A 20715-nucleotide genomic window follows, 5' to 3' on the forward strand; every position below is an offset into this window, starting at 1 on the left:
AATAAGAATTAACTCTTTTGCTGTTGATGGTGCAGTAAAGCCTGATTAATATGATGCAATAAATCTTCCATTGAGATTGAGCGCGGTAAAATCTCTGTGGCGATCGCACTAAATGATTGATCTACATAATCTCGGCTGCTGTTTTTGTGTGGACTGATTTCTGCTGAAGAATGCGGTTCATAATGATGAGAACGTTGGTCAAGCACTAAAATGGGTGGCAAATTCACAGCTGCATCCTGTAATGCTTTCAGCGCTTTTAACACATCTTGATGAATTGGCGATTTTCCCCAGCAAATGAGCAACAAGTCAACACTGTTGTGGCGAATTTGTTGATTGACTTCTGCCCAAGATCGCCCAATTGCGGCTTTCAACCCTGCGGTTTGAAGATACTGAATTAACGCTTGAAACCACTCAGATCCTCTTTCGGCAGTCACATTATTCAGGGCAGCATTTTTCAGAGTGCGATAATTTCTGACTTGTTTACGTCTGATTTGGGGTAAATCATGGAGTGTTGTCAAATCTACAACTAAAATACTCGGTGGGCAACAAATACCAGAGGCAATTTGTAAAACTGACAATAGCGGATCTAGTTTGTCAGTACGACTGTGATTATTTTTGCCAAAAGGTGTTAAGCAAGGAAATACCGAAAGTCCTGGAATCTGAGAAGCCGCCAAACTAGTAGCAACATCACATGTCACCAATGGAAGCGCTACCAAACGCGGGTGCTGAATTAATTGTTCTAAATAAGTTTGGGCTAAGGAAGTTTCTACATCTAATAAAATGACATCAAATTGCCAAACCCTTGCTAAAAGTTCTGCTTGATCTAGGTTATCCACTTCTATAACCCGATGCTCGCGCAGTGAGGGATGGGGGTTAATCGACGCTATTTCTGGATTAACCAATCTCAGAATTCGCAATGGTTGGTTTTTGACAACAGTTTGACTAGTCTCCATTTCTGAAGCTGAAATTGTGGGTTGAGCACACAACTTTTCCAACAGCGGCGCTAAAGCCTGATTTTCTATGGGTAAGCTCAAAAAACCATCGGCTTGGTTAGCAAATGCTTGCTCTTTTTCTGCCCCTGTAGCGGTGACAATCACGGGTATATGGCGTGTCGCTGCGTCAGATTTCAATAATGTCAGGACATCCCACCCTGAAAGCAATGGTAATAAAGGATTTAGAAATACAGCTTGTGGTTGCAAACGTCGGGCTTTTTCGACAGCTTCTGTACCTGAGCGAGCGATGATCACTCGATAGCCTAAACCTTTGAGTTTTTCAGCCAGGTCTTCAATATATCGCGCCACGGCTTCAACTATCAGTACTAATCTTTGAGAGGAGCCAGGGAGAGGTTGAGGATTATGAACTGAGGAATTGGCAGAAATAGGAGCTTTTTGGAGACCTAGGTTCTGCTGGGTTCTATCTTCTTTGTTATTTGTTTCGGAATCAGTAAAACCTGTAGTTGGTGGACTGGGTGGCAGTAAAAGCGTAAATTGGCTACCTTTACCTTCTTGGGACAAAAAGCTGACATCACCTCCGTGGAGACGGGCTAAAGCTCTAGTTAAAACTAGCCCTAAGCCAGTTCCTTCAAATTGTCTGGTGAGGGGGTTTTCTAATTGTTGGAATTTCTGAAAAATTAAATGTTGTTGATGTTCCGGGATACCAATTCCTGTATCCCAAATGGTAAAGGCAATCCACCCTTCCCAACGACTGACACGCAAACCTATTTCGCCGGATGTTTCTGTGAATTTGAAAGCGTTGGACAGCAGATGTACCAACATTTGCCGCAGGCGCAGTTCATCTGCCACCATTTGCTCTAAGCCTGGTTCCATCGTCAAGGTGAATTTCGGCACCGAGGGGCTGCTGGGTAAAGTTTTGCTGCTGTGAGTGTGAATAGCAGTAACTTCTGCTTGAGCGCGATCGCACACAGCTTGAATATTCAACGGTGTGAGTGCTAATTCCATCTGTCCCGTTTCCATCCGGGTCAAATCTAAAATGTCGTTGACCACACTCATTAAGTGACGACCACTTTGGTGAATCAGTCCGGCGTAACGGGCTTGGCGTTCGTTCAATTCTCCTAATTGTTGGTCGATGAGCAACCGCGATAATCCTAAAACTGCTGTGAGGGGAGTTTTAAGTTCATGACTAATACAAGCTAAAAATTCATCTTTTAAGCGATTGAGTTGAATCAAGTCCGCATTTTTCGCCGCTAGTTCTTTACACAACTGTTGCTGTTCGGTGACATCAGTTCCCAACACCAACCATAGGTGTGAATTTTCGGCTCGCTGGCTATCCAAAGCCTTTAATTCTGGACTATCTAAGGGAATTTTGGCAAATTGCCAGATGCGTTCCTGACCATTTTGTTCTTCTACAACGCAGGTACAAGTCCCCATCTGATGATCTAAAAAGCAGCGATTAAAGGTTTTGGAGGGAGAAACTGGTGATGGTTGTAGGTTATTAAAAGTGGAGTTCTGGGGCAAGGCTTCGTGCTTTGCAGCCCAAGTATGCTCTACTGAATGCAGGTTCAGTTGGGATAATGTGCCATCTTCACTCTGGGGAAATCTCCCTACTGTTTGACTAACATACTCTGGTTGTTTGTCTATATCTGGAGACAGGATAGTTGCTACTTGTTGTCGCACATCTTCAGGATCTTTCAAACCTCCCAACTGCTGCCACCAAGCGGGATTTTGGGTAACTATCTCACCCGTGCTGGTTTGCAGCATCAATGGCCAGGGCAGTTGTTCGAGTAATTTGATCAGGGGTTTGTGGAGTAATGGTTGAAGTTGATGACCTTTGCGCGATCGCCAGGGACTTTTTACCTTGGATGTATGACTCCTGGAAGTGCCTGATGGTTCTAGGGAAACACAGTCAGACGACCGCAAAGAATGAGCAGATTTTTTGCCAGATGTAGTTATGCCGGCTTTTTCTTGGGCTAACAATCTTAATAAACGACCGCTGTCTAACAACCCTAAAAATCTGCCGTCAGCATCAACCAGTGTCCAATTGATATTGTTGTTAGATTGGGCAGAATAATCGCGTAAAAACTGCAAAAATTGCTCAACGCGATCGCTTGCTGATAATATTTGTAAAGGCTCAAAAATGCTTTGCTGCCAAATTGACAATGGCTGTTGTAACAAATCTAAGTATTGATCTTCTGGCGATTCTGCCAACAGTTTTTGGGTTAGCTGGGCTGATTTTAACAACCCAATTGGTTCTTGCTGTTGATTGACTACTACTAAGCGATCGCACCGTTGTTGCTCAAAAACTTCTAAAGCCGCTACTAACGTACTTGTTTCACCGCATTTGGGTACGGTTGCGAGAAAGTTATAAAGTGGGTACTGTAGCATTGACATAAGGCTTTGGGGTTGATTCTTCCTCTAGCGGCGTTTAGCTTGAGCATTGGCAATCGGGTAAGTAGTGTTCGCGCTTACAGTCATATCCTCAGCAGAAAACTCATTTCCACAATGCTTGTTTTAGCTGTAAGACCATTGCAGTGGTAGGTTTTCTTGTTCAAGACATAGCCTTGCTGGTTGACTTTGGTTTTGCCAGTGTCAGTATTTGCCTTTGCCACTTTATAACTTTGGAGAAATAACCGTACAGTGTTTTACTGGTGTTGTTACTTCTCATCAATAGTGACAGCTAAAACAATTATGGCTCCAAAGATTCGCTTTAGAACCTTGAGGAATTATAATGATTTAGAATCCGCGCATACTCTAAGTTAGTTTAAGTATCTTAAACAAGGGGTGAAATCAAAAAATCTATATTCTGATAGATCTACATACACGAATCTCAATCAACTCATGTACCCTCGATAACTAACACCTCATCAGCCGCTCAATAAGTCTTCCTGCTCACTTGTTGTAATTGGTTTTTGAGCCACTGTAGAAATTTGTTTATCTAGAGCGGTAATTGAGAATTCATTAGCAACTTGACTTAATTATTAGCCAGGTTATCTAAAGTTGTTCTCAAAATTCGTTCAACTTAACCAACTTTGGTTGCAGTGATTAAGCAAGATATTTAAATATATAAATGCTACTACCTATACTGTTTTTCCAACCAAATGTTAAAAAAATTTTAGATAATCTAGATGTGCTAGGCACCCAAGTACCATTGAACCCAAACAATGGTTACTTACTTCAGTCTAATTTTGCTCAATTTAGCACATCGACTTTGGTAGTCGCCACCACAGCTAGACTTTACTACTTACTAAATTGGTTATCAGCGAATCTTAATCAAAATTTTATAGACCAATATTTTTACGTGTTTGCGTGCCAGCAGCAAAAACCACAACAGGTTTTTCAGCAAATGACTCAAGTGGATCAGCGGGTATTGTTACAACAAATTAAATCTGATTATCGTCAGATTCTTATAGATTACTTTACTACAGACAAAACCTTGAAAGAAAAAATTGATAAATTTATCAATACAGTTTTTTGTGCTAATATTCCTGTGCCTCAAATCATAGAAATTCACATGGAACTCATTGATGAATTTTCTAAACAGCTAAAATTAGAAGGAAGGAGTAGTGAGACATTACTTGATTACCGTTTGACTCTCATAGATGTCCTCGCACACCTATGTGAAGCCTATAGATGTGCAATTTCTAAATGATACATTGTACCCATCAACCAAAATATACACAACAATCACGAAATCCAAAAAAGTATGTATTTCCCCAATATCACTAAAATCAGATTTTATTTTATTTTTTATGTTTAAGTTTGTATTTTTATGAATAAAGCCAGAAAAACTTATGTTCTCAAGCTTTACGTAGCAGGTAACACGCCTAACTCAGTTCGGGCATTAAAAACACTAAAAAACATATTAGACCAAGAATTTCAAGGTGTTTATGCACTGAAAGTCATCGATGTAATGAAAAATCCCCAATTAGCCGAAGAAGATAAAATCTTAGCCACACCAACATTATCGAAAATTCTGCCCCCACCTGTTCGGAAAATTATTGGTGATCTGTCAGACAGAGAAAGAGTATTAATCGGATTAGATTTACTGTATGAAGAACTGTGTGAAGAAGACTGGGAAGAGTCGCATAACCTTTAAGCTAAATTTTTTGATGACAAACTTAGTACCTTTAGTAAGAGAAAAACTGGGTTAAAAGCCCTATTTACGATCCGGCAATGAGCGAAAACGAGCAAAAAGAGCAAAATCAGCCACCGATTGGGGGTGTAGAAAAAATTCGGACAATGATTGAGGGCTTTGACGATATTAGTCATGGTGGTTTGCCTGTAGGTAGAACTACCTTAGTCAGCGGCACCTCTGGTACAGGTAAAACTTTATTCTCTCTTCAGTTCCTGTATAACGGCATCACTTACTTTGATGAGCCAGGCGTATTTGTAACCTTTGAAGAATCGCCTAGCGACATTATCAAAAATGCTTATATTTTTGGTTGGAACTTACAACGTTTAATCGATGAAGGTAAGTTATTTATTCTCGATGCTTCCCCAGACCCAGAAGGTCAAGATATTGTCGGCAATTTTGACCTTTCAGCATTAATAGAGCGCTTGCAATATGCGATTCGCAAATATAAAGCCAAGCGAGTTTCTATTGACTCGATCACCGCAGTATTTCAACAGTATGAAGCTGTGGGAGTCGTCAGACGAGAAATTTTCCGCCTTGTAGCCCGCCTGAAACAATTGAATGTCACCACCATCATCACCACTGAACGAGGGGAAGAATATGGCCCGGTGGCATCTTTTGGCGTTGAAGAATTTGTTTCGGATAACGTGGTAATTGTGCGGAATGTATTAGAAGGAGAACGTCGTCGGCGGACGAGCGAAATTCTCAAGCTACGGGGTACAACTCACATGAAAGGTGAGTATCCTTTTACAATTACGAATGCCGGAGTCAACATCTTCCCTCTGGGAGCGATGCGGTTGACTCAACGTTCTTCTAATGTCCGCGTTTCTTCGGGTGTCAAAATACTAGATGAGATGTGTGGCGGTGGTTTCTTTAAAGATTCGATTATTTTAGCAACAGGAGCTACTGGTACTGGGAAAACATTACTTGTAAGTAAATTTTTACAAGATGGTTGTGTTACTGGTGAACGCGCAATTTTATTTGCTTATGAAGAATCACGCGCTCAACTGTCACGCAATGCTTCTTCTTGGGGAATTGATTTTGAGGAATTAGAACATAAAGGGTTACTCAAAATTATTTGTACCTATCCCGAATCAACTGGTTTAGAAGATCACTTGCAAATTATTAAGTCGGAAATTGCTAATTTTAAACCAGCAAGAATTGCCATTGACTCACTCTCAGCCTTAGCAAGAGGTGTGAGTAATAATGCTTTTCGTCAGTTTGTGATTGGTGTAACAGGTTATGCCAAACAAGAAGAAATTACTGGTTTTTTTACCAATACAACTGACCAATTTATGGGTTCTCATTCTATTACTGACTCACATATTTCGACGATTACTGACACAATTTTGATGTTGCAGTACGTAGAAATTCGTGGGGAAATGTCGCGGGCAATTAACGTATTTAAAATGCGAGGTTCGTGGCACGATAAGGGAATTCGTGAGTATAATATTACGGCTGACGGCCCAGAAATTAAAGATTCTTTCCGGAATTACGAAAGGATTGTCAGCGGTGCGCCTACCCGCGTTAGCATCGACGAAAAAGCAGAACTTTCTCGCATAGTCAAAAGTTTTGAAGACAAAAGGAGTACCGATTCCTAAATTTGGTATCGTGCTATATCCCTTCTTCAATTTAGTATCGTGCTATATTCTGTGGTGAAGAAAAGGTTTCTGCCGCTAGATTGATTTTCGTGTGAGGGGATGCGGTGAAAGGACAGCAATTATTTCATAAAAGACAGCAATTATTTCATAGTTTCTTACCTGGCGTAACAGCAGCGGTATTAACAACCCAGCCCGCCTGGGCTGGAACTGTAAAGGTAAGTAGCATACAACAAAAATCCTCTTCTAGTGTTGTGACTTTTAGTGAAAGTCACAACTTAGTGGCGGACAATACAAATACGCAACTGCCTAAAACTGCAAACCAGATTTTTCCAGATGCAGTTTCTAATTCTGAGTTGACTACATTCAATGTGCCAAATTTAAGTAATCACAGTAACCGAGGCACATTGGCAGAAAATCCTGGTGTAGCGCTTGCACAAATATCTCAGAAAAATCAAGGTGGTGTTGTCGATGCGACTCCTACTTTAAATTTTTCTCAAAATTTAGAGCAGCGTAATTCACGCAAAGTTCAAAAACAAAAAAAATCAGCTACTGCTGTAAGAGAGAAATTAAATAATACATCTGTCAATTCAGCTACTTCCCAAGCTTCTGCTAGTCAAAAAAACACAGTTTTCCTATCTGCAATTCAACAACCAGCAGCGTCAAGGCCAAATTTAAAAACTCAATTGCCCATAGTTCGACAAACGGCAGTTAAGGGTGCAGGAGCAGCGCAACTGTTGGCAGCGCGAAGTTGCTCACAGCAAATAGGGATATCTACTACGTTGTCTTTGTACTCTAAAGGTTGTGAGCAGCAGAAATTGACTGGAGAACTGACTGCACAAAATAACACTGCAACACCCTCAGCGGCTGAGGTGACACCAGATGCAACTACTGTGCCAAGTAATGCTGATTTTACGCCAACGGAAATAGCACCAACAGCTACTCCGACTGTAACTGAAGCAGCCCCAAATTCTCCAGTTCCCAGTAATGTGAATCCGGCTCCTAGTGGTGCTGTCCCAGTTCCTGAAAACCTGATTCCTAGTGCCAACTCCCTGCAATTTCCCACAAAGGCAGAGGAAGTCACAGTTCAAGGCAATCAACCGATTACTTTAGAACAGGCTTTGGAATTAGCAAAACGGAATAATCGGGAACTACAAGTATCTGTATTGCAGCTAGAACGTAGCCGTGCAGCTTTACGGGAAGCCCAGGCAGCTTTGTATCCTAGCGTAGACCTCAGTGCGGATGTGACTCGTAGTCAATCGGCTTCTAGTCAGCTGCAAGATACTTTAAGTGGCCGAGCCGGGGTAAGATCTAACAATGATGAACCTAGTACAGGTTTCAATGGTCAAGCCCAGTTGACATATAACATTTACACTTCAGGAAGACGGCAAGCTGCTATCAAAGAGGCTGAGGAACAGACACGTTTCAATGAATTGGATGTGGAGCGCCAATCTGAGGAAATCCGCCTGAACGTTAGTACCCAGTATTACGACTTGCAGGGAGCCGATGAGCAAGTGCGGATTAATCAGTCAGCCGTGGAAAATGCCCAAGCGAGTTTGCGTGATGCTGAAGCTTTAGAGCGTGCGGGAGTTGGTACTCGCTTCGATGTTTTGCGATCGCAAGTCAATTTAGCTAATGCTCAACAAGATTTAACTAATGCAATTTCTAATCAGCTGATAGCACGTCGGCAGTTAGTCACTACCCTAAGTTTGCCGCAAAATATCTCTATTAGTGCAGCAGATACAGTGCAATTAGCTGGTTTATGGGACAGGTCATTAGAAGACAGTATTGTTCTGGCTTTTCAAAATCGTCCAGAACTAAGACAGCAGCTGGCTCAACGGAATATTAGTGAACAACAGCGCCGACAAGCGTTAGCAGCTAATCTACCACAATTGAGTTTTGTGGCTAACTACAACCTGTTGGATCAGTTCGATGATAGTGTCAGCATTACTGATGGTTATTCAGTTGGGTTGAGAGCTAGTTGGAATTTATTTGATGGTGGAGCAGCACGAGCCAGAGCATCCCAAGCAAAAGCTAATATTGCGATCGCCGAAACAAACTTTGCAGAACAGCGTAACCAAGTCCGTTTCCAAGTGGAACAGGCTTTTTCTACCCAACGAGCTAATTTAGATAACGTTCAAACAGCTAATACTGCTTTAGAACAGGCTAGAGAAGCTCTCCGGTTGGCAAGGTTGCGCTTTCAAGCTGGGGTGGGTACGCAAACTGATGTGATTAACTCAGAAACTGACTTAACCAGAGCAGAAGGTAATCGAGTCACGGCTATCTTAAATTACAACCGGGCTTTAGCTCAATTACAGCGTGCGGTTACTATTAGGTCAGTTCGTTAATTAGTTAATGGTCAAGAGTCAATTGTCAATTGTCAATAGTTATGAGCCTTTTTAACTCTGGACTATGGACTATGGACTATTGACTCTAGACTGTTGACTATGGATTATTGACTCTAGACTACCCATGACTCAAGTTACATCACAAGAAATTGCCTTATTTCGTTCTCAGTTAATAGATGATCCTGTAGCGATGGAAGCGCTGGATTTGATTGAAGACTGTGAAGGAGATTTAGAAGATGCAGCCATGACACTCGCCATCAAAGCCGGACAAGAACCAGAAAGGGCGAATTCTGAATGGTTAGACGCTTTAGCGAAAAAATGGCGAGCAGTGATTTGTGAAGCAGAATTTAGAGAAGAATTACTGAATAACACTATTCTAGGGATGATGGCACACCTCAAAACAATGCCAACTTTCCCCAAAATTTTAGCGACACCAGTTTTAATCTATGTCCTCAAGCAAGGTGTGAACAATTTTTGTGAACCATTGGATGCGATTAAATCGGAAGTGGGGAGCGGGGAGTAGAGAGACAAGGGGAGAATAATAAATCAGCACTCATTACTCAACACTGGCTTTTGCTTCGCTACGCTAACAGCACTTTTTTACTGATACCCTGTTAATTAAGGCGAACTTCTCTTAGACAACTGTTATTAGATAAATGAATTACCTTGTTGCCGTATTACCAGATCGTATCCAGGCTGAAGCGGCTTATCTAGCGCTAGAAAAAGACAGCATCAATAGCATGATCCTCGGTAGGGGATATAAAACTGCTGATGAGTTTGGTTTGATTGATCCCCAAGAGCAAGCTAAAAAGCAAGCAAAGCTGATGGCATTTTGGCTAGTGCCATTTGGCTTTTTTGCTGGTTTTACCTTCAGCCTCATCACTGGTTTAGATACTTTTGCCTGGGCAGGTGAAATTGGCAATCACGTTGTTGGCGGACTACTGGGGGCTGGTAGCGGCGCTATGGGTGCTGTATTTGTTGGTGGTGGAGTAGGGATGATGACAGGTAGTGGTGATGCTTTACCCTATCGCAATCGCTTGGATGCTGGAAAGTACTTAATTGTAGTTCAGGGTTCAGAAACTCTAACTCGTCAAGCAACCAGAATATTACGTCAGTTTGAACCAGAAAATATTCAAGGTTACGCTGACGCTAAATAGCCAAAGATAAATGACCGTTGACCATTGACTATTGACTTTTAATAATGTTGTCACGAGAAGAACTGTTAAAGGGTGTAGAAAATCGAGATAGTGTTGCGCGTGTAATCGATCAGGCGGAACAAGCAATCAAAACCTGGGAAGTAGTGTTGACGGATTTTTTATCGCCGCCAGAATTAGCAGAAATTCAACGAATTTTCAATCGATTAACTGAAGTGCAGTTATTGGCTTGGGGTGGATATCCCCAAGCAGAACGCCAAAGAATGGCGATCGCTCGTGGGGAACTTCCCTTAGATGAATCACAAGTTGCGCTGGTTGTCCTAGAAGTTGCCGGCAATTTTTTGTTTGATACCGCTACTCACCGGGACTTTTTAGGGGCAATGCTGGGAACAGGAATTGTCCGTGAGAAGACGGGAGACGTTATTGTTTTGGGCGAACGCGGCGCACAGGTAATTGTTGTGCCAGAAATCGCCGAATTTTTAGAAATGAATCTGCAACAGGTGCGGTCAGTTCCTGTGAAAACCCAGCGGATAGATATTAGTGAGTTGAAAATCCGCGAACCGAAGAAAAAAGAATTAACAACTGTAGAGGCTTCTTTAAGATTAGATGCGATCGCCAGTGCTGGTTTTGGTATGTCTCGCAGCAAAATGGTAGATTTAATCGATGCTGGCGATGTACGCGTTAACTGGAAGGATATTACCCAAGCAAGTTTTCAAGTTAAATCCGGCGATTTAGTGGCGATTCGCGGTAAAGGACGTTTAGAAGTTGGAGAGGTGGCGATTACGAAAAAAGACCGTTACCGTGTTCAACTAACGCGATATATGTAACCCAAATAATGATGTTTTAAATTTACCCAAAACCATTTTAGAGATGTAGTAATGCTACATCTCTAAATTTTGTCTCAGCTTTTCAGTTGTCTAGTTAATTAGCTACCTCAGCCAATTCAATAACCCTTCCTTCATAGTCTTTAACTAAGAAATTTAAAGGCTTTTGGTTGCGAATTTTGAATTTTAAACCACGAGTTTCCACCCGTAATAAAATCATGTCTAGGCATTCGCGGTCAAAACAAACATGACGCTGCTGATTTTTGCTGCCTAAACTAGCGCCTGTAATGACGTGTAACTGGGTATTCTTCTTCAGTTGATACCAAAGTCCTTCGTTGGCATTATTCATTGTTTTACTAGACCAACTGGGACTTGTGGACATATACAACGGATCAATAGCAGTTGCGCCAATGGTTTGTTCATAGTTGTAGTAGTAGTGCAAAGGCACTTCAGCGGCTGGCAAATCTAGCAGCCCTTCATACAACTGTCGCGCAATTTCCAAATCGGACACCATCACAGTGTGGACTTTGGGCGCACTGGTGAGGAACATCCACATAGCGCCAGCATAAGCTGCAAGCAGCATCACCATAATGCCTTGGGTAGAAAACAAACTATCCAAAGGCAGGGATGGTAAAAATGAGCCTAAAGTCAACGGGGCAAGCAAAAACTGCATTACATTAGCTGCTATAACCATGAACAAATAAAGATTGTATAAGGGAGCCGCTTTTATTTTTATTGATAAAGACTAAGATTAAGTCCTTGTTTCTAGTGTATCAATACTAAAGTAGTCTGAGCTTCGACAGCAAACTGACCCTGAATAAAATTTTATGGGCAAAATTTTACGAGCAGAATTTTACGGGTTGCACTCTGGGGCTGTTGTTATAAACATTATCTTAACAACTCTTAGCTAAAAGGCTTATGCAAATTCCTCATTTTCCCGAAACTAATCACCCGCTAGTTAAGTCGCTGTTTCATCATAATGACCAGGAACTGCTGAGTTTATTTCAGCGCTATCCAGAGGCTGGCAAGTATTTTACGGTGATTTTTTGTCGTTATAGCCCGATAGTCTATACCTTAATTCAACATTCAGCGCGATCGCCTGTCCAGGCCGATTATCTGTTTGCTTTGACTTGGCGACATATTTATTACGAACTTGGCGGATTGGATTTAGACAATCCTCAGCCAGGACAAGAAGGCTTAACTTTACAAAATTGGCTAATTAACATTACCGCTTTTTGTATTAACGAGATTGAACTTCCGCCAACGGAAGCCATTCATTATTCTTTACCAGCTACTTCTCCGCCATTATGGTGCTATGTAGAAAAAGCTTTAGACCAACTACCAGCGATATTACGTTTGATGGTGCTGATGGCGCAAACTTTTCATTGGAGCGAAACCCGAATAGCGGCTTATTTGCAAGCTGAAGGCGAAAGAATTGCCCCTGCCGAAGTAGCCAATTTTCTCCAGGAAGGCTATCGTATGCTAGAGGACAAATTACCTGCTGATATCCGCGCTATCTACTTGGGAGAGAATTTACTTCAAGCATCAACTACGTAATATTGCTGATTTATCAGGTGATTATGCCGCAGACAATAAAACTTTTACTTTAACTTTATACTTTAAGCCGAAATTTCACGGGTAAGTTTTATGCAGCAACGGCGTTTATTCCCAAAGCATAATATTTTGGATTCCGCTAACACTTTTAACTCTAGAAGTTATGGGTTTTGGCTTCTCAAGGGTATCACTACTGGACGACGGGTTGATAAATTCCAGTTTTTTACTTTTTACTTTTTACTTTTTACTTTTTTATTGATTCCCATCGCTGTAAAGGCCAGTGATATTACCCAACAACTGCATCGTCCGTTAAGCAGTTCTAATTGGCAATATTCCAGAGATGAAGCTGATAGTTTGCTGCGAATTGGTGAACAACAATATCGCTCTGGAAATGGGGCGAAGACTATTGATTCTTGCTTACAAGCTTTAGATATTTATCATTCAGTTGGTGACGTTAGATCTACAGGTTTAACTTATGAATTATTAGCGAAAGCTTATATTCAACAGGAGCGTTTTAAAGAAGGGGAAGACGCTTTACGCCGCCGATTAGCGATCGCAAGAGATAGCAAAGATTTTCAAGCGCAAATTTTTGCACTAAATAATATCGCCGCGATTCTCCTTCAAGGAGGTGAAACAGCCGCAGCAGGTCGCACAGTCCAAGAAGCATTAACAATTGCTCAAGGTGTAAACAATATCGAAGGTAAAGGACTTTCTTTGAGCAATTTAGGTTTAGTATCTGCGAGATCGGGTGATTATAATCAGGCGATTAAACTTTATGAAACTGCTTTGACTTATCGCCGTCAAAAAAATGACCCAATTGGGGAAGCAAATACGCTCAATAATTTAGGTGATGCTTATCTGGCTGCGGGGAATTATCCAGATACCATTGGTACTTATGGGTTAGCAATGCGGTTGGCAAGAATTAATGGCGATCGCACTATTCAATTACGCGCTATTGATGGTTTAGTGAAAGCGCATACTTCCGTCGGACGTAATGAACGGGCTTTTGAATTACTCCAAGAGCGTTTAGTGATCGCTCAAGAATTACAAAATTTACCAGAACAATTGAAAACTTTTGAATCTTATGCTGAGTTCTATGAGCAGTTAGGTAATTATTCTACTGCTAAGAATTTTTACGAAAGAGCAATTGCGATCGCCAATAGTATAGAAGACACAAAACGCGAACTGGTGTTAAAAGATAGATTAACAAAGTTGCAGAAAAAGCGAAATTGATGTTTACGGTATTCATCTGTTGATCAAAATATACGCGGAAAAACTAGATCCCCGATTTCTTCCAGAAATCGGGGATCTAGTTTTATTTGAGAAAAAATACATAGCAGTTTTCGACTCAGGAAAGTACAGGAAAAAATAATTAACCGCAGATGCACGCAGATGTAGATGCGCTCTTCGGCTCGCAGGCTACGCGGATGGAATTGTGTGATTGCCCTCAATTGGCTGCGACTATGTGATATAAAAAAAATAAATATAAATTAGCTTAAAAAATCTCAATTACAGTCGGAATTCTCAGTAATTTTTATTGTATAAATACCTAAATTAATCAAAATAAATATATTTATTGAGCAGGTTGCACTATCCCTGATTGTTTACAGAGTAAATAAGATTAATTATGCCTTTAGATTTAGAAAGATTTTATCAGGCTTGTAATCCTAGTCGCCCTCTTATGATGGGAGATGCAAGCGATCGCCGCTATTATATCGATTTTGCGGCGGTGCGGGGGGGCAAAATTATTGAGGCTTTGCTGCGAACAATTACCCGCATTTCCCCAGATATTCCCACTTGTCAATTGTTTACCGGACATTTGGGTTGTGGAAAATCTACAGAATTATTGCGATTGAAAGCCGAGTTAGAAGAACAAAAATTTCATGTAGTTTATTTTGAATCTACCCATGTCTTAGAAATGGCAGATGTAGACATAACAGATATTTTACTAGCGATCGCCGGACAAGTCAGCGAAAGTCTCGAAGCTAGAAAAATCCGCCTTAAGCCGAGTTACTTCACAAAATTATTTACAGAAATTGTTGATTTTCTCCAAACACCAATTGACTTGGGAGTAGAAGCAGAATTATCTGTGGGGATAGCCAAAATCACCGCCAAAACTAAAGAAAGTCCCCAACTGCGGCGACGGTTAAGAGATTATCTCGAACCGCGTACTCAAAATATTTTGCAGTCCATCAATAAAGAACTCCTAGAACGCGCCAATAACGAACTGAAAAATCAAGGTAAAAAAGGTCTAGTAGTAATTGTTGATAACTTAGATCGGGTAGCGATTCGGCCTTTACCATCTGGGCGATCGCTGCCAGAATATTTATTTATTGAACGTGGTGAGCAATTACGTAAACTCGCGTGCCATTTAGTTTACACGATTCCCTTGTCTTTAATTTTCTCTAACGATAGTGCCGAACTTCAGCATCGTTTAGGTGGTGGGGTTGCGCCCAAGGTTTTACCGATGATCCCTGTGCGTCTGCGTTCTGGGGAAATATTTAACCAAGGGTTAACACTCATGCGACAAATGGTGTTAGCGAGAGCCTTTCCTGACATCGAACCAGGCGATCGGTTAGGCTTATCTACAGAGGTATTTGATAACCTGGAAACCTTAGATCGATTGTGCTTGATTAGCGGTGGTCATGTACGGGATTTACTAGGGCTGTTATTTGACTGTTTAAGAGAGCAAGATCCACCATTTGAGCGCGACTGCGTAGAACTAGTGATTCAACGCCAAAGAGACTATCGCGCTCACGCCATTGACTCCCATGAATGGGAACTCATTTTTCAGGTGGTACAACAGCAACGAGTCGGTGGTGATATCGCCTATCACACCCTGTTACGTAGCTTGTTTGTCTTTGAATATCGTGATCATCGAGGTGCTTGGTTTGCTGTCAACCCAGTCATAGCAGAGACGCAAAAATTTACAACATGGTTGAACACACACAAGCAGACATAAAATCTGCTAACCAGAGGGCGTTGCGGAGTTTAAGCAGAGCGATTTCTCTGTCACGGGGACAATTCTCGGTAGTTTTGGTGTGTTGCAACTATCGCGTCTTGCAAGCACAAATACTGCAACAATTAGAAGCATCTTCTCTAGGCTCAATCAAACAACTCGTTTTACCCCACAATGCGAGAAGTCTTTACAGCACCATTCATGTTCAGCTGCGTACTGATGAACAGCAACCAGCTGCATTAAATATCTTGGGTTTAGAGTCAGTAGAACGGATTGATGACTTACTGAGTTCAATAAATCAAATCCGCGATGAATTTCCTAAACGTCATTCATTCCCGATGATTTTTTGGGTGAATGATCAAGTCTTGCAAAAAGTCGTGCGTTTAGCGCCAGATTTTGCGAGTTGGGCGGCGACACCAATTCGTTTTGAAATGACAACAACTCAATTACAAGAATTTTTGCGTCAAGAAACAGACTCTTTATTTGCGACAGTTTTACCGACACAGCATCAAGATAATCAAGGTACACACTCTACCTTAGAGCAAGTCTGGGAACATAACGATGAACTCCACTGTGCAATTCAAGAGTTGCGCCAGCGGGGGATTACCTTAGAACCAGAACTATACGCCAGTTTAGAATTTGTTTTTGGTTTAGATAATTATGTTGGCGATCGCATTGGGCGAGCCTTAACTCATTTTCAACAAAGCTTAATAATTTGGCAACAATTAGCATTAGAAAATGAGTCAGATAATCTTAACCAAACAATTCCCAATACCTGGACTACAGAATTAGATATTCTGAGCAATCATACTTCGCCTTTAGTGCGCCAAGGAGTATTACTTTATTATTTAGGATTATGTTATTCTCGCCTCGCCGAGCAGAATCAAATTGAAAACCGCCGCTGTTGGGATGAATCTAAAGCTTATTTACAGCAATCATGTAATGTTTTACAGTTAGCGCAACGACCAGATATAGTCGCTGAATTTATTAGTCAACTCGCAGAAGTTTTAGAACATCTACAAGAATGGTCAGAATTACAAACTGTAGCTCAAAAATCTTTAGAACTACATCAAATTTATGGTAGTCAAATTCAACTTGCTTGTGATTATGGTTTTTTAGCCCAAGTAGCTTTGCAACAGTCGCGGTGGATGCAGGCGAGTATTTTAGCTCATGTATCTTTATTAAAATTAGGAGAAGCCCAAAGACAAGGCGCTTCTCACCAATATTTATTTCCCTTATTGTTGGCGCAAATTTATTATTTAATTCTAGCGGAAGCCCAGCAAAGTTTAGGCGACCATAAAATTGCCAACGAATATTTAGATAAAGCCGCGAAAGAATTACCCAATGCTTTAGAAAACAGCGCCCATCAATATAATGCCCATCGTTATATTCGCTTATTGCGGACACTGCGATCGCTTTATTTTGCCGCTGGGCGATATCTGGAAGCCTACACTATCAGACAAAAACGGCGTTCTGTTGAACAGCAATACGGCTTTCGGGCTTTTATTGGGGCGGGACGCTTGCAACCCCAAAGACAAGCCACTAACCCAGCCTTGATGTCACCCTCTGGAACTAGCAGCGTCGCCCTAGAAATTGCGGCTTCCGGTCGAGAAGGCGATATTAATAACTTAATTGGCAAAATTAGCCGCACTGACCAAAAGCTGATGGTAATTCACGGTCAGTCAGGCGTAGGTAAAAGTTCCACCGTCAGCGCTGGACTAGTACCAGCATTACAAAATCGTACCGTAGGCGATCAAATTGCCGTACCTGTAGTTATCCAAGTTTACACAGATTGGGTACGAGAATTTGGTAAAGCTTTAACTGCGGCGATGTCTCAAGTTAACGGCGAAGAAGCTTTAGAAGTAGCCGCATCTGACAGCAACGTCCCCACAACTACCGCCGATATTTTGGCACAATTAACCGCAAATGCGAATAATCATTTAATTACAGTTTTAATTTTTGACCAATTTGAAGAATTTTTCTTTACTTGTATTCAATTAGCTCAAAGGCAAGAATTTGATAGATTTTTGCGAGATTGCTTGAATATTTCCTTCATTAAAATTGTCTTTTCCCTCAGAGAAGATTATTTATATCGGCTGTTAGAATTTAGAAATTTATCAGCCTTAGAAGCGATAGATTATAATATCCTCGATAAAAATATTCGTTATCAATTAAATAATTTTTCACCCGAATATGCCAAAGTCATCATTCAAAAGTTAACTGAGCGATCGCAAATGAGCTTGGAACCAGCTTTAATAGATGCTTTGGTTGCAGATTTATCAGCAGACTTAGGAGAAGTCAGACCAATTGAATTACAAGTTGTCGGCGCACAAATCCAAGATGAGAGAATTAATACTTTAGCGCAATATCAACCATATCGACCGAATAAACTAATTGAACGTTATATTAGGGAATTAATCAAAGACTGCGGCCCCGAAAATGAACGAGCGGCTTTACTAGTTTTATATTTACTCACCGATGAAACTAATCAAAGACCTTTTAAAACTCGTGCCGAATTAGCCACAGAAATTGCCGAATTAGAAGATGCGAGTAAGTTAGAGTTAGTCTTAAATATTTTAGTCAGTTCTGGGTTAGTAGTGTTGTTTCCTGATGTACCAGAACGTTATCAATTAATTCATGATTATTTAGTAGACTTAATTCGTTACTTACAAGAACAAGAATCTAGTTTACAAGTCAAACTTGATCAGCTACGCCACAAAGTTGATCAAAGTGAGTCAGAAATTGAGCGACTCAAAAGCGAACTCCGCCAAAAAAAGCAACAAGTTAGACTCCCCGAAGTTCAACCACAGCAAAGTTTAGATTTAGTCACAGAACTGCGAGAATTACGCAAGCGGGAAGAATTAAGTCAGTTAGAAATTGAACAATTACGGTCGGTGCTGAAAGAAAAAGAATTAACAGCACAATTAGCAGCAACTCAAGAGAAACAACGGCTTAACGAAACGCGATTAAATCGTTCGTTGAAAGTTGCTTTATCGGTGGCATTTTTAGCTATCTTTGGTTTATCAGTTTCTATCATCACAGTTTTAGACAGCGAAATTAAAACCCTGAGTGTTTCTAGTGAAGCTTTATTTGCTTCCCAAAAAGGCATCGATGCTTTAAAAGAAGGAATAAAAGCTGGTAGAAAATTACAACAAGCTTTGTGGGTAGATTCTTCAACCAGACAGCAGGTGCAGACAGCACTTTATCAAGCAGTTTCGGGCGTGAGGGAGTTTAATCGGTTAGAAAGTCATACAGGTGGTGTCAATAGTGCAGTATTTAGTGGCGATCGCGCTTTAATTGTCTCCGGTAGCGCCGATAATAGCATTAAACTCTGGCGTACCGATGGTACTTTGCTCAAAACCCTTTGGGGACATCAAGATATCGTCAATAGTGTAAGTTTTAGTCCTGATGGTCATACAATTGCCTCTGGTAGTCAAGATATGACCGTCAGATTATGGAGTCGGGAAGGTAAACCACTCAAAACTCTCCAAGGTCATACAGCTGTAGTTAATAGTGTAAGTTTTAGTCCTGATGGGCAAATTATTGCCTCAGCCAGTACTGACAACAGCGTGAAATTGTGGAGTCGTGACGGTAAATTACTCCGCACCTTAACTGGACACCAAAGTTCTGTTTTAGATGTCGCTTGGTCGCCCGATAATCAAACTCTAGCTTCCGCTAGTGCTGATAAAACTATCAAACTGTGGAACCGGGAAGGTAAAGTACTGAAAAGTTGGCAAGCACATAATGATGCAGTAAAAAGCCTAGCTTGGTCGCCCGACAGTAAAACTCTTGTTTCCGGCAGTTTAGATCAAACAATTAAACTATGGAATCTTCAAGGTCAACTCATCAGAACTGTTTCTGGGCATACAGCAGAAATTACCAGCGTTAGTTTTAGTCCCGATGGTCATACAATTGCTTCAGCTAGTCTTGACCAAACTGTGAAGTTATGGAATCCGCAAGGTTTACTGTTGGGAACCCTCAGAGGTCATAACAATTGGGTTAATAGTGTAAGTTTTAGTTCTGACAGTCGAACTTTAATTTCCGCTGGTCGTGACAAAACTGTAAAGCTGTGGCGCTGGGATAATGTGCTGCTACGTAACCCCGAAAGTGACCAAGCAGACTGGATTACGAGTATCAGTTTTAGCCCTGATAGCCGCAACATCGCCGCCGCTAGTCGTGATTCCACCGTCAAAATATTGAATAGCACAGGGGAACTTTTACGCACCTTACAAGGCCATCAAGGTCAAGTTTGGGGTGTAGCTTGGTCGCCTGATGGACAAAACATTGTCTCAGCCAGTAAAGATAAAACAGTCAAAATTTGGCAGCGTGATGGCAAACTACTGCATACATTAACAGGACATCGAGATACTGTACTGGGTGTAGCTTGGTCTGGTGATGGTCGAATCATCGCCTCGGCTAGTAAGGATGCAGCCGTTAAGCTTTGGAGTCGGGATGGCAAACTGCTGCACACCTTAAAAGGACATCGAGATGCGGTGAATTGGGTGGATTTTAGTCCTGACGGTAAATTGTTAGCCTCAGCCAGTGATGATAAAACCGTCATTATTTGGAGTCGGGATGGAAAACGACAAAAAACCTTAAACCGTCATAACAGTCCAGTAAATGGTGTCGCTTGGTCAACTGATGGTAAAATTTTAGCTTCCGCTAGTATTGATAGCACGATTAAAATTTGGAGTCGAGACGGTCAACTACTCAATGATATTCCTGGAGATGGGGATAGTTTCATTAGCGTGAATTTTAGTCATGATAGCAAAACAATAGTAGCTGCCAGCGATGATAAGCTCAAGCTATGGAACCGAGATGGAACGTTACTGATTGCGCTCAAAGGCGATAAGGATGAATTGACCAGTGTGACTTTTAGCCCAGATGGTAAAATTTTAGCCGCAGGTAGCGGTAAAGGTATGGTAATTTTTCGGACGTTAGCAGATATCAAACTAGAGCATTTGCTAACAATGGGTTGTGATTTGCTGCATGATTATTTCCAGACTAACCCTAAAGTTAGTCAGAGCGATCGCGCTTTATGTTTTAGGTATTGACATTTTCCCCAACTTAACGCATTGATATTTTACTAAAAAATTACATATTTGTAATGAGAATTTTTGAATTTACTATTAAATTTTTATAAAAACTTTACCTAAATATTGCTAAGGGACAAGAAAACACGGTACAAGA

General features: G+C 41.1%; 13 protein-coding genes. 11 read left to right on the forward strand and 2 right to left on the reverse strand.

The genetic code is table 11. The features are described 5' to 3' along the window. Nucleotides 1-8: 8 nt before the first annotated feature. Nucleotides 9-3347, reverse strand: a complete 3339-nt coding sequence (locus NOS7107_RS10325) for an ATP-binding protein (RefSeq protein ID WP_015112915.1) — start codon at nt 3345-3347, stop codon at nt 9-11. Nucleotides 3348-4023: 676 nt separating this feature from the next. Here NOS7107_RS10325 and NOS7107_RS28980 point away from each other — a divergent pair. From NOS7107_RS28980 to NOS7107_RS10360, 7 genes are all read left to right on the forward strand, one after another. Next, nucleotides 4024-4605: a KaiA family protein gene (locus NOS7107_RS28980; protein WP_015112916.1), complete on the forward strand. Its 582-nt coding sequence runs from the start codon at nt 4024-4026 to the stop codon at nt 4603-4605. Nucleotides 4606-4725: 120 nt separating this feature from the next. Further along, on the forward strand, nt 4726-5052 hold the full coding sequence (gene kaiB / locus NOS7107_RS10335) for a circadian clock protein KaiB (protein WP_015112917.1): 327 nt from the start codon (nt 4726-4728) through the stop codon (nt 5050-5052). Nucleotides 5053-5129: 77 nt separating this feature from the next. Next, a complete protein-coding gene (gene kaiC / locus NOS7107_RS10340; protein WP_015112918.1) occupies nt 5130-6689 on the forward strand; it encodes a circadian clock protein KaiC in 1560 nt (519 codons plus the stop codon). Between the two features lie 104 nt (nt 6690-6793). Continuing rightward, a complete protein-coding gene (locus tag NOS7107_RS10345) occupies nt 6794-9034 on the forward strand; it encodes a TolC family protein (protein WP_015112919.1) in 2241 nt (746 codons plus the stop codon). Between the two features lie 124 nt (nt 9035-9158). Next, the gene (locus NOS7107_RS10350; protein ID WP_015112920.1) at nt 9159-9557 is read left to right on the forward strand and encodes a hypothetical protein; all 399 of its coding nucleotides are present in this window, start codon (nt 9159-9161) and stop codon (nt 9555-9557) included. Nucleotides 9558-9690: 133 nt separating this feature from the next. Continuing rightward, nucleotides 9691-10191, forward strand: a complete 501-nt coding sequence (locus tag NOS7107_RS10355) for a hypothetical protein (protein WP_015112921.1) — start codon at nt 9691-9693, stop codon at nt 10189-10191. A gap of 44 nt (nt 10192-10235) precedes the next feature. Then, nucleotides 10236-11015: a photosystem II S4 domain protein gene (locus tag NOS7107_RS10360; protein ID WP_015112922.1), complete on the forward strand. Its 780-nt coding sequence runs from the start codon at nt 10236-10238 to the stop codon at nt 11013-11015. 94 nt (nt 11016-11109) lie between these two features. Here the strand turns inward: NOS7107_RS10360 and NOS7107_RS10365 are convergent, their stop codons facing one another. Next, a complete protein-coding gene (locus NOS7107_RS10365) occupies nt 11110-11706 on the reverse strand; it encodes a hypothetical protein (RefSeq protein WP_015112923.1) in 597 nt (198 codons plus the stop codon). A 224-nt stretch (nt 11707-11930) separates the two neighbouring features. On the opposite strand from NOS7107_RS10365, the gene NOS7107_RS10370 reads away from it, so the two are divergent. The 4 genes from NOS7107_RS10370 to NOS7107_RS10385 all read left to right on the forward strand — a co-directional run bounded on the left by NOS7107_RS10370 (nt 11931) and on the right by NOS7107_RS10385 (nt 20579). After that, complete coding sequence (locus NOS7107_RS10370; RefSeq protein WP_015112924.1) at nt 11931-12569, forward strand: hypothetical protein; 639 nt, start codon at nt 11931-11933, stop codon at nt 12567-12569. Nucleotides 12570-12659: 90 nt separating this feature from the next. Then, nucleotides 12660-13799 carry a lipopolysaccharide assembly protein LapB gene (locus NOS7107_RS10375; RefSeq protein WP_015112925.1) on the forward strand — a complete coding sequence of 380 codons (1140 nt, stop codon included), beginning with the start codon at nt 12660-12662 and terminating at the stop codon, nt 13797-13799. 394 nt (nt 13800-14193) lie between these two features. After that, nucleotides 14194-15528: a P-loop NTPase fold protein gene (locus NOS7107_RS10380; protein WP_015112926.1), complete on the forward strand. Its 1335-nt coding sequence runs from the start codon at nt 14194-14196 to the stop codon at nt 15526-15528. After that, nucleotides 15501-20579, forward strand: a complete 5079-nt coding sequence (locus NOS7107_RS10385) for a hypothetical protein (protein WP_015112927.1) — start codon at nt 15501-15503, stop codon at nt 20577-20579. Before NOS7107_RS10380 ends, NOS7107_RS10385 begins: the two co-directional genes overlap by 28 nt. Nucleotides 20580-20715 lie beyond the last annotated feature (136 nt).

The organism is Nostoc sp. PCC 7107, from assembly GCF_000316625.1.
GTDB lineage: Bacteria > Cyanobacteriota > Cyanobacteriia > Cyanobacteriales > Nostocaceae > Nostoc_B.

Coding starts and splice junctions, on each gene's coding strand:
- NOS7107_RS10325 (WP_015112915.1), bottom strand. CDS start 3,347: ATGTCAATGCTACAGTACCCACTTTATAACTTTCTCGCAACCGTACCC.
- NOS7107_RS28980 (WP_015112916.1), top strand. CDS start 4,024: ATGCTACTACCTATACTGTTTTTCCAACCAAATGTTAAAAAAATTTTA.
- kaiB (WP_015112917.1), top strand. CDS start 4,726: ATGAATAAAGCCAGAAAAACTTATGTTCTCAAGCTTTACGTAGCAGGT.
- kaiC (WP_015112918.1), top strand. CDS start 5,130: ATGAGCGAAAACGAGCAAAAAGAGCAAAATCAGCCACCGATTGGGGGT.
- NOS7107_RS10350 (WP_015112920.1), top strand. CDS start 9,159: ATGACTCAAGTTACATCACAAGAAATTGCCTTATTTCGTTCTCAGTTA.
- NOS7107_RS10355 (WP_015112921.1), top strand. CDS start 9,691: ATGAATTACCTTGTTGCCGTATTACCAGATCGTATCCAGGCTGAAGCG.
- NOS7107_RS10360 (WP_015112922.1), top strand. CDS start 10,236: ATGTTGTCACGAGAAGAACTGTTAAAGGGTGTAGAAAATCGAGATAGT.
- NOS7107_RS10365 (WP_015112923.1), bottom strand. CDS start 11,706: ATGGTTATAGCAGCTAATGTAATGCAGTTTTTGCTTGCCCCGTTGACT.
- NOS7107_RS10370 (WP_015112924.1), top strand. CDS start 11,931: ATGCAAATTCCTCATTTTCCCGAAACTAATCACCCGCTAGTTAAGTCG.
- NOS7107_RS10375 (WP_015112925.1), top strand. CDS start 12,660: ATGCAGCAACGGCGTTTATTCCCAAAGCATAATATTTTGGATTCCGCT.
- NOS7107_RS10380 (WP_015112926.1), top strand. CDS start 14,194: ATGCCTTTAGATTTAGAAAGATTTTATCAGGCTTGTAATCCTAGTCGC.
- NOS7107_RS10385 (WP_015112927.1), top strand. CDS start 15,501: ATGGTTGAACACACACAAGCAGACATAAAATCTGCTAACCAGAGGGCG.